This window comes from Arthrobacter sp. Y3223164 (assembly GCF_059091005.1).
This window is the reverse complement of sequence record NZ_JBNHGF010000074.1, coordinates 1-10,111: the sequence shown is the minus strand read 5'-3', so window position 1 is coordinate 10,111 and position 10,111 is coordinate 1. Positions and strand designations below refer to the sequence as shown.

Below are 10,111 nucleotides of genomic sequence, written 5' to 3'. Positions count from 1 at the left end.
TGGCGTCCCGGACCGCGAGTGATTCCAGGGCATAGCGCACCTTGAAGACGTTCTCGATCTCACGCTCGTCGAGCCGGTTGACGATATAACCCTTGCCTCAGGCCGTGGCTGCCCTCGGCCTCTTCTCCCAGCGTCGCCACGATGGGCACGAAAACGCGGGCGTTCGCCAGGGCAGCCACTACTTCCGCTTCGCCGCCGGTCCCGGCGGCAAGCCATTGCAGCGCCGCCTCGTAGCCGGGATCCGCGCTGCCGTCATCGTGGTCGAACTGGTGGAGCGGGTTTCCTTCACCGCTCAGGTCCCGTCCGGCCCAGCTTTGGCCGGCCGAGTCCCCCGCCCCGCCGGCTCCCGCCAGCGCGGCGGCGATATGGGCGGGCAGTTGCTTCTTGCCCATGCTGGTCCCTCAGCGCCGTCCCGCAACATCGAGGGCTTCGGGCAGCGTGAACTTGCCCGCGTACAGTGCCTTGCCCACAATCGCTCCCTCGACTCCGGCCGGAACCAGGCCGCGCAGCGTCCGCAGGTCATCCAGGCTGGAGATTCCGCCCGAGGCAACCACCGGCTTGTCGGTCCGCTCGCACATCTGCCGGAGCAGATCCACGTTGGGTCCGCGCAGCGTCCCGTCCTTGGTCACATCGGTGACCACGTACCTCGAGCAGCCGGCGTCTTCGAGGCGGGCCAGCACCTCCCAGAGGTCGCCGCCATCCTGCGTCCAGCCGCGGGCCGCGAGCGTGGTGCCGCGGACATCGAGGCCGACGGCGATGGCGTCACCGTGCCGGGCAATGGCGCGTGCTGTCCATTCCGGGTTTTCCAGCGCGGCGGTGCCCAGGTTGACACGCGCGGCCCCGAATTCAAGCGCGCGCTCCAATGACGCGTCGTCGCGGATGCCGCCGGACAGCTCCACCTTGATTTTCAGCTCGTCGGCGACGCGGCGCAGCACTTCCGTATTGTTGCCCCGGCCGAACGCCGCATCGAGGTCCACCAAGTGCACCCATTCCGCCCCGTCGTTCTGCCACGCCAGCGCAGCCTCCAGCGGATCCCCGTAGCCGGTCTCGCTGCCGGCTTCGCCTTGGACCAGCCGGACGGCCTGGCCGTCGGCAACGTCGACCGCGGGCAAAAGTTCAAGGATGGAGGTTTGGTTCGTCATGGTTCTTCCGCTTTCTGCGCGCCGTCAGCGGGCGCGGGATGGGTGTGGTTACTCGGCCGGTCCGAGGGTGAGCAAGTAGGCAGCCAGCAGCGACAGGCCGGCCAGGATCCAGAAGACGATCACCAACCACTTGGGCAGCCGCTGCTGCCGGAACGAGATGGCGCCGCCGGCCAGCAGCCCGGCCAGGCCCATCAGGAGGATGCTGCCCATGGCTACCTCAGCGTCTTCAACCAGTTGCGCAGCAGCTCCGCGCCGGCGTCTCCGGACTTTTCCGGATGGAACTGGGTAGCACTCAGCGGACCGTTTTCAACGGCCGCTATGAACGGGGCGCCGTGCGTGGACCAGGTCACCAGCGGCGGCGTCATCGCGGGTTGGGTGACGTCGAAGTTCCAGTGCTGCACACCGTAGGAGTGCACAAAGTAGAAGCGCTCGTCTTCGATCCCGGCAAACAGCCGGCTGCCCTCTGCGGCGTCCACGGTGTTCCACCCCATGTGGGGCACGACCTCCGCCGGCAGCGCTTCCACGGTTCCCGGCCATTCCCCGACGCCCTGCGTGCGGACGCCATGTTCCACGCCTTCTTCGAACATGACCTGCAGGCCAACGCAGATTCCCAGCACGGGCCGGCCGCCGGCCACCCGGCGCCCGATCCAGCGAAGCGCGTCCACGGACTTGAGCCCCTGCATGACCGTGGCGAAGGCGCCGACGCCGGGAACCAGCAGGCCGTCTGCGTCGAGGACGTCGTCGGAGGCATGGCTCAGCGTGACGTCGGCACCCACGTGCTCCAGCGCGCGGACTGCCGAGCGGACGTTCCCGGAACCGTAGTCCAGTACGGTGACCTTGGGCGCAGCCGTCACAGGGCTCCCTTCGTCGAGGGAATGCCCTCGACACGTGGATCGGCTTCGACGGCGGCGCGGAGTGCCCGGGCGAAGGCCTTGAACTGGGCCTCGACGATGTGGTGGGGGTCCCTGCCGCCCAGCACGCGCATGTGCAGGCAGATCTGGGCGTGCAGTGTGATCGATTCGAACACGTGGCGGGTCAGCGATCCGGTGAAGTGTCCGCCGATCAAGTGGTACTCCTGGCCTGCCGGTTCTCCCGTGTGCACCAGGTAGGGCCGGCCGGAGATGTCCACGACGGCGTGGGCCAGCGCCTCGTCCAGGGGCACCGTGGCTTCGCCGAAACGGCGGATCCCGGCTTTGTTGCCCAGCGCTTCCTTCAGGGCGTCGCCGATGGTGATGGCGACATCTTCGACGGTGTGGTGCGCGTCGATGTGCGTGTCCCCGCTGGCCTTCACGGTCAGGTCGACGAGCGAGTGCTTCGCCAGGGCGGTGAGCATGTGGTCGTAGAACGGCACGGTGGTGCTGATCTCGGAACGGCCGGTGCCGTCGAGGTCCAGTTCAACCAGCACGGACGACTCGCTGGTGATGCGTTCGAGGCGTGCGGTACGTCCGGTGGTGGTTTCCACGGTCATGGGAGTCCTTTGACGAATTGGTCGACCGGCACGAGCCGGTTCGCTCTTACTAGTTTAGGAGACGGGGCTCGCCACGAGGGCCTTGATGCCGTTGAGGAAGGCTGTGGTCTCGGCCTCAGTGCCGGCGGTTACCCGCAGATGGCCCGGGATCCCGACGTCGCGGATCAGCACGCCGGCTTCCAGCAGTCCCTGCCACACCGAGCGGGGGTCCTCCAGCCCGCCGAAAAACACGAAGTTTGAGTCGGACGGCGCCGGGTCGAGTCCCAGCTCGGCCAGCCCGTCGACAATGCGGTCCCGTTGCGCCTTGATGTCTTCGACGTTGGCCAGCAGCGCATCGGCATGGTCCAACGCGGCCAGGGCCGTTGCCTGCGTAACGGCGGAGAGGTGGTAGGGCAGGCGGACCAGTCGCAGCGCATCGGTAATCTGCGGTGCGGCGGCGAGGTACCCGACCCTGGCGCCTGCCAGCGCGAAGGCCTTGCTCATGGTGCGGGAAACGATGAGCCGCTCCCGCCCCGGCAACAGTGTCAGCGCGCTCGGCGTTCCGGCGTGGGCGAACTCGGCGTAGGCCTCGTCCACGATCACGATGGCCTTGGAGGCTTCCCCCGCTTCATACGCCGCCTCCACGACCTCAAGGCCCAGGGCGGTGCCCGTCGGGTTGTTCGGGGAGCAAAGAACGACCACGTTTGCCGCGGAGCCGGCCACAGCGGCGGCGGCAGCGTCCGGGGACAGCGTGAAGTCTGCCCCCCGCGGAACGGCCACATAATCCGTGTCCGTCCCGCTGGCCAGCAGCGGGTACATGGAATAGGTGGGCGGGAAGCTCAGCAGGGTGCGGCCGGGGCCGCCGAAGGCCTGGAGGATTTGCTGCAGGACCTCGTTCGATCCGTTGGCGGCCCAAATGTTCTCTGCGGTGAGGCCGTGCCCCAAGTAGCGGGCCAGCGCCGTCCTCAGCTTCGTGAACTCGCGATCCGGATACCGGTTCAGACCCGCGGCAGCCTCGCTGACGGCCGAGACGATGGCCTGACGGACAGCATCGGGCAGGCCATGGGTGTTTTCGTTGACGTTCAGGAGGACGGGAACCTCCAGCTGGGGCGCACCATAGGGCTCCAGGCCCCGGAGATTTTCCCGCAACGGCAGGCGGTTCAGGCGTTCTAACTGCTCACTCACCGATCCAGTTTAAGCTTCGGCCCGCCCGGGGCAGGAATCGGGCGGGCCGAAGCAGCTCATATTACGGCTGCCTCAGCGCGCGGACGGGACCAGCAGCTGCTGCCCGGCGTGGACGATGTCCCCCTGCAGGCCGTTCAATTGCGCGATCTCGAAAATGACATCGTGGGGGTTGCGGTCCGGCGCGGACTGCACTGCTATGTCCCACAGTGACTGGCCGCTGCCGACCGTGACGGTCGCCGCCGGCCCCGGCCCCAGCCCCCCGGCGGCGGCCATTGCCGGAGCAGTGAAGAAACCGATCAGGGTCAGGGCTGCGGCCGCGGCGAGCATCAGCGGCAGGCCGATCAGCAACAAACGGCCGCGGCGGGTCAGCCGCAGGCCTGTGCTGGTACGAAGGCCGGCGGGCTGCGGTGCGAGCTGGGCGGACATGGTGCCACCTTTCCGATATTCGATCTATTTCGGCTGGTTTCGATCGTCTTGCAACGGTATTCGAACGTATCTTCGAATACGTCTTCTACAGTTTTAGCACTGGTGATCGAACATTGTCGAGACTCAGTCGAACAAATGTTTGAAATTCGCTACCGCCTCGCCTAGCGTTGTAAGCGTCGGGCGGCAGTAAGAGCAGTGCATCAGCCGCCACCGACAAAACAGTTGAGACAACAGTCCATGTGCGGTTCCGCTACGGCGCCGGCGCAGGGACCACTACGGGGAGACCGGGGCCGGACATGTCGGAAGAGACCACCACCACTGCCGGAGCGAAGCGACGCGGCCGGCCCGTCAAAGTGGGGCGCAGCCTGACGCCGAGGCAGAAGAAGATCCTGGAAACCATCCAGCGCTCCGTCATGTCCCACGGATACCCTCCGTCCATGCGCGAGATCGGTGACACGGTCGGTCTGGCAAGCCTGTCCAGCGTCACGCACCAGTTGGCCCAACTGGAGAAGATGGGCTACATCAGGCGCGACCCCAAGCGTCCCCGTGCCATGGAAATCCTGACCCCGCTGACACTCGAGCACGGGGGTGTGGAAATCGTCGGAGTTGATGAACCGCAACAGCTGCGCAGCTCCAGCGGCGTCGCCGTATCCGAGCTGACCACGTCATCCGACACGGCGATGGTGCCGCTGGTGGGAAGGATCGCAGCGGGCGGGCCGATCCTGGCGGACCAGGCGGTCGAGGACGTCATGCCCCTGCCGCGGCAACTGGTGGGACACGGCGAGTTGTTCATGCTCAGGGTCTCGGGCGATTCCATGATCGATGCGGCCATCTGTGACGGCGACTGGGTCGTGGTCCGCCAGCAGCACACGGCCGAGAACGGCGACATCGTGGCGGCACTGCTCGACGACGAAGCAACGGTCAAGACCTTCCGGCAGCGCGACGGCCACACCTGGCTGTTGCCGCAGAATACCCAGTACGAACCGATTCTTGGCGACCACGCAACCATCATGGGCAAGGTTGTCTCGGTGATGCGGGCCCTCTGACGCGCCCGGTCTCCCCGGTCCGCGCTGCAGCCACCCCGGGATCCCCTGCCCGCACGGGCGGTCCCCGCGCAGGGCCCCGCTCGCTCCGGAACGGGCGTGCCCCCAACCCGTTCAGGCTGAGGCCGTAGCCAGCCTTTCCAAGACCTGGCGGGCCGTGGCGCCGTCCTTGGTACTCCAGAAGGGCGGCAGGGCGCTGCGGAGGAAACTCCCGTAGCGCGCCGTCGCCAGCCGGGAGTCCAACACGGCCACCACTCCACGGTCGTTTGACGCGCGGATCAGCCTGCCGGCTCCCTGGGCCAGCCGCACGGCCGCATGGGTCGCCGAGACCGTCATGAAACCGTTTCCCCCGGACTGCGCCACGGACCGGGTTCGGGCAGTCGTGAGCGGGTCATCCGGCCGGGGGAACGGAATCCGGTCGATGACCACGAGCCGGCACGCGGAACCGGGAACGTCGACGCCCTGCCAGAGCGTCATGGTGCCGAACAGGCAGGTGTCGGGCTCTTCGGCGAATTGGCGGACCAGCGCGCCCATCGACGATTCGCCCTGGCACAGGATGGTCAGGTCGGTGCGCCCGCGCAACTCGGCCGCGGCTTCTTCTGCCGCACGCCGCGAGGAGAACAGGCCCAGGGCGCCGCCGCGCGAGGCCAGCAGCAGCTCCTCGAGTTCATCGAGCTGTTCCGGGCTGGTGCCCCGGCCCGGCTTCGGCAGATGCGACGCCACGTAGAGCACGCCCTGCCTGGGGTAATCGAAGGGGCTGCCCACGTCCACGCTGGAATAGGCGGGCGCGCCGGCTCCGAGCAGTCCGAGCGACCCGGCGACGGCATCGAAGGTCCCCCCGACCGACAACGTCGCCGATGTCAGCACAACGGTATGGTCGTCGAACAAGCCCTCACGCAGCCGGGACGCCACCGAGAGCGGCGCTATGTTCAACGTTGCCGGCTGGTCGTCATTGGCGGCGTAGTCGCCGGCCTCGCCATAGGTGCTGGGACGGGTCGCCCAGATGACCTCCCGGGAGTCCGGAGCGGACAGCAGCCGTTCGGCCAGTTCCAGCACGGCCGCGAGCCGTGAGCGCGCCATCTGCCGTCCGCCGTCCGCTGCCCCCGCACCCTCGGGCTTCGAGTCGGAGAGCGCCGCGCGGGCCGCTTCCCGTACCTGCGCGAGAACCAGCTCATGCTCCTCGCGTAGGCCGGCCGCCAGCAGGCCGGTGGGCACCGACTGCAGGACGTCCTCCAGCGCATCGGCGGCGGAGTTCAAAGGCTCCACGCTGATCCCCGTGTGTTTGCGTGCCGTCGAGGCGGCGGTACGCACCATGGCGGCGGAGAGTTGCCCCGCGACGGCGCTGGTGACGCGGTCCTGCAGCTCATGGGCCTCGTCGATGACCACCACGTCATAGTCCGGGAGTACCGCGACGCCCTCGAAGGCGTTGATGGCCAGCATGGCATGGTTCGTGATCACGATGTCTGCCTCCGCCGCGCGGCCCCGTGCCAGTTCGCTGAAGCACTCGGCGGCCAGGGGACACTTCTGGGCGCCCAGGCACTCCATGGAGCCGACGGAGACCTGCCGCCAGGCCCGATCGCTGACACCGGGCACCAGTTCATCCCGATCCCCGGTTTCGGTCTCGTGCGCCCACTCGCGCAGGCGCACGACTTCCTTGCCCAGCGCGCCCGAGGCGCCGGAAGCCGACGCTGCGCCGGCCGGAGAAGGATGCGGCACCGCGTCCTCGCCGAGGCTGAACAGCGCCGCCGGCGCGTCCTCGTCCGGAAAGCCGCCCGCGAGCTTGTGCAGGCAGAGGTAATTGTTCCTGCCCTTGAGCAAAGCGACGTCCAGCGGCCTGGGCAGCTCGTCGGCGACGGCCTCCAACAGCCGGGGCAGGTCCCGCTTGACGATCTGCGATTGCAGCGCCAACGTTGCCGTGGAGACGATCGCCGGCTTCTCCCCCTCCAGCGCCTGGACCATGAGCGGCACTAAGTAGGCCAGCGACTTGCCGGTGCCTGTGCCCGCCTGCACCAGCAGGTGTTGCCGGCGCTCGAAGGCCTCGGCTACTTTCGCCGCCATCTCGTGCTGGCCGGCACGGTGCTGCCCGCCCATCTCCTGTACGGCGACGTCAAGCAGCCGCAGCGCCTCACCGGCGGGAACCTGGAGGTCAGTCATGCCGGAGGAACTGTTCCAGCTCCGATGCCAGGCCCTCGCGCACCATCACGTCGAGCCGCGTGCCGTCCCCGCCATGCTCCATGGAGAGGATCTCGGCGTCTTCATTGTGCAGGCGGCTAATCACTTCGCCGCGGTCGTAGGGCACCAGCAGCTGCAGCTTCACACTGGGCCGCGGGATTGTCTCGCTGACGAGCCGAAGCAGCTCATCGATGCCCTGCCCGGTCCGCGCCGAAACCACGACGTGCCGCGGTTCACGCTGGCGCAGTCGCTCGACCACGAACGGATCGGCGGCATCGGCCTTGTTCAAGACGACGATTTCCGGAATGTGCCGTGCTTCGATTTCGGTCAGCACCTCGCGCACCGCGGCGATCTGGCCCTCCGGGTCGGGATGCGAGACGTCGACGACGTGCAGGATGACGTCGGCGTCGGCAACCTCCTCCAGGGTGGAGCGGAAGGCTTCCACCAGCTGCGTCGGCAACGACCGGACGAACCCTACCGTGTCGGCGAGCGTGTAACCGATACCGTCCGGTGTTTCCGCCCGGCGGACGGTCGGATCCAAGGTGGCGAAGAGCGCGTTCTCGACCAGCACACCCGCATCGGTCAGGCGGTTGAGCAGCGACGACTTGCCGGCATTGGTGTAGCCGGCGATTGCCACCGACGGCACGGCATTGCGGCGGCGGTTGGCGCGCTTGGTTTCCCGTGCGGGCTTCATGGCGGTGATCTCCCGGCGCAGCTTCGCCATCCGGGTACGGATGCGCCGGCGGTCCAGCTCGATCTTCGTCTCACCGGGCCCGCGGGAACCAATGCCGCCGCCGGCCGCCCCCACCCGGCCGCCGGCCTGCCGGGACATGGACTCGCCCCAGCCTCGGAGCCTGGGCAGCAGATACTCAAGCTGGGCCAGCTCTACCTGGGCCTTGCCTTCGCGGCTCTTGGCATGCTGCGCGAAAATGTCCAGGATGAGCGCGGTGCGGTCAATGACCTTGACCTTCACGATGTCTTCCAAACCGCGGCGCTGCGACGGCGACAGCTCGCCGTCGACAATGACAGTGTCGGCGCCGGTGGACATCACAATGTCGCGCAGTTCCTGGGCCTTGCCGGAGCCCAGGAAAGTCCCCGGATCCGGCTTCAACCGGCGCTGGACAATACCGTCCAGCACCTCGGAGCCGGCTGTCTCGGCCAGCGCTGCCAGCTCCCGCAAGGAATTGTCGGCGTCGTCGGCCGTGCCTTCGGTCCAGAGACCGGCGAGGACAACGCGCTCCAGGCGCAGCTGCCGGTACTCAACCTCGGTGACGTCCTCAAGCTCGGTGGACAGGCCGGCTACGCGCCGCAGGGCGCGGCGTTCCGCGAGGTCCTGCTGGTCGCCGTCGAATTCGGAATGCTCGGCATCAAGTTCGGAGAGTGCCTGGGCTCTGCCGCCGACGCCCTGTTTGCCTCGCGCCGCGGTGTCGCGGGCCAGGATTCGGTCGATGACCGCCTGGATCTCGTCAGGCGTCATTTCCGGTTCCGGTGTCGGCTGGGGGTTGTTGGTGGTCATGCTCTCCTTCGAAATGTCCGTGGTCTTATCGTAGTCCTCCGGGATGCGGCCGGCAGAGCCCGAAGATGCAGTTTGTGGATGATTCGCCAAAAGTCCTCCTGGCATGGGCCCGGGCGCTGCCGGGCGGGAAAGGCGGGGCTGCCGCCCGGCCGGGCGGCAGGGCAAGCAGCGGGTGCCGGGGACCGCCGCAGCCCTTGCGGCGGCTGCGGCACCGGATCAGAAGGGACTCGAGTGAGCCTTCGGGAACGGTGATTGCCCGGCGGCCGGGGAGGTCAAGGCCTCAACCATCGGCACGCGCTGTCCGGCTACGAGCGGGGACAGCAGGTTACGGCGCAATCACAGGTTTTTCATGCCTCCCACGGTATCAGAGCGGACGTTGCTTAGGTGGGCCTAGATACCGATTCCGCGGTCGGCGCACTAATCTGGCCGATTATGGGAACAGAGCACTACTTCAGCGCGCAACCAGGCAATCCCGAGGTTCGCCGCACCCTCGCCGTCGAGCTGGATGGCCGCATGCGGCAGCTGCAAACAGCTGGAGGCATCTTCAGTCCGGACGGCCTCGACAAGGGCACGGCGGTGCTTTTGGACGAGGTCCCTCCGCCTGCTCCGGAAGGCAACCTGCTCGACGTCGGCTGCGGGTGGGGACCGCTCGCGCTCACCATGGGGCTGAAGTCCCCCGATGCCACGGTGCTGGCCGTGGATGTCAATGAACGCAGCATCGCCCTGACCAACGACAACGCCGCGTCGCTGGGGCTGGCCAACGTCCGTGCCTGCCGCCCGGAAGACGTTGACCCGGCCCTGCAGTTCCACACCATCTGGTCCAATCCTCCGATTCGGATCGGCAAGAGCGAGCTTCACGCACTGTTGCTGATGTGGCTGCCCCGCCTCGCACCCGGGGGCACCGCCTGGCTGGTCGTCCAGAAGAACCTGGGATCGGACTCGCTGCAACGCTGGCTCGCGGCCGAACTGCCGTCGGATTTCGCGGTCAGCCGGGAAAGCACCGCAAAGACGTTCCGGGTGCTCTGCATACGGCGGGCCGGCTGAGCCGCTTCGGTCAGGCCACCACGCCTCGGGACACGAGCACGGCGGGGCCGCTCAGCTCCACATGTTCCCGCCCGTCGGCCGCAGGGATGAACCGGACCCGGACAACGCCGCCCGGCACGCCGACCTGCCAGTCGTC

The 10,111-nt window shown here is 67.8% G+C and carries 10 protein-coding genes and 1 pseudogene; 2 read left to right on the top strand and 9 right to left on the bottom strand.

Translation table 11 applies throughout. The features are described from left to right. Positions 1-98: 98 nt before the first annotated feature. The 7 genes and pseudogenes from AC5RUJ_RS06180 to AC5RUJ_RS06150 all read right to left on the bottom strand — a co-directional run. Positions 99-392 (bottom strand): annotated as a pseudogene (locus AC5RUJ_RS06180) (SseB family protein); the annotation flags it as partial. Between the two features lie 9 nt (positions 393-401). Continuing rightward, positions 402-1,142, bottom strand: coding sequence for a bifunctional 1-(5-phosphoribosyl)-5-((5-phosphoribosylamino)methylideneamino)imidazole-4-carboxamide isomerase/phosphoribosylanthranilate isomerase PriA (priA, locus tag AC5RUJ_RS06175; protein ID WP_494014160.1), 741 nt, complete (start codon positions 1,140-1,142; stop codon positions 402-404). 48 nt (positions 1,143-1,190) lie between these two features. Further along, entirely contained in the window at positions 1,191-1,352 is a 162-nt protein-coding gene (locus AC5RUJ_RS06170) for a hypothetical protein (protein ID WP_494002387.1), read from the bottom strand. Positions 1,353-1,354: 2 nt separating this feature from the next. Continuing rightward, a complete protein-coding gene (gene hisH / locus AC5RUJ_RS06165; RefSeq protein ID WP_494002388.1) occupies positions 1,355-1,996 on the bottom strand; it encodes an imidazole glycerol phosphate synthase subunit HisH in 642 nt (213 codons plus the stop codon). Then, positions 1,993-2,610 carry an imidazoleglycerol-phosphate dehydratase HisB gene (gene hisB, locus AC5RUJ_RS06160; RefSeq protein ID WP_494002389.1) on the bottom strand — a complete coding sequence of 206 codons (618 nt, stop codon included), beginning with the start codon at positions 2,608-2,610 and terminating at the stop codon, positions 1,993-1,995. Before hisB ends, hisH begins: the two co-directional genes overlap by 4 nt. A 54-nt stretch (positions 2,611-2,664) precedes the next feature. After that, complete coding sequence (locus AC5RUJ_RS06155) at positions 2,665-3,774, bottom strand: histidinol-phosphate transaminase (RefSeq protein ID WP_494014161.1); 1,110 nt, start codon at positions 3,772-3,774, stop codon at positions 2,665-2,667. 72 nt (positions 3,775-3,846) lie between these two features. Beyond that, positions 3,847-4,200, bottom strand: coding sequence for a LysM peptidoglycan-binding domain-containing protein (locus AC5RUJ_RS06150; RefSeq protein ID WP_494014162.1), 354 nt, complete (start codon positions 4,198-4,200; stop codon positions 3,847-3,849). Between the two features lie 296 nt (positions 4,201-4,496). On the opposite strand from AC5RUJ_RS06150, the gene lexA reads away from it, so the two are divergent. Next, positions 4,497-5,246, top strand: coding sequence for a transcriptional repressor LexA (lexA, locus tag AC5RUJ_RS06145; protein WP_493977762.1), 750 nt, complete (start codon positions 4,497-4,499; stop codon positions 5,244-5,246). Positions 5,247-5,357: 111 nt separating this feature from the next. On the opposite strand, the gene AC5RUJ_RS06140 is transcribed toward lexA, so the two are convergent. After that, entirely contained in the window at positions 5,358-7,397 is a 2,040-nt protein-coding gene (locus tag AC5RUJ_RS06140; RefSeq protein WP_494014163.1) for an ATP-dependent DNA helicase, read from the bottom strand. After that, positions 7,390-8,931 (bottom strand): GTPase HflX, encoded by a 1,542-nt coding sequence (gene hflX / locus AC5RUJ_RS06135; protein ID WP_494014164.1) that lies wholly within the window; start codon positions 8,929-8,931, stop codon positions 7,390-7,392. The genes AC5RUJ_RS06140 and hflX overlap by 8 nt, the downstream gene beginning before the upstream one ends. A 432-nt stretch (positions 8,932-9,363) precedes the next feature. On the opposite strand from hflX, the gene AC5RUJ_RS06130 reads away from it, so the two are divergent. After that, positions 9,364-9,975, top strand: coding sequence for a class I SAM-dependent methyltransferase (locus AC5RUJ_RS06130; protein WP_494014165.1), 612 nt, complete (start codon positions 9,364-9,366; stop codon positions 9,973-9,975). Positions 9,976-10,111 lie beyond the last annotated feature (136 nt).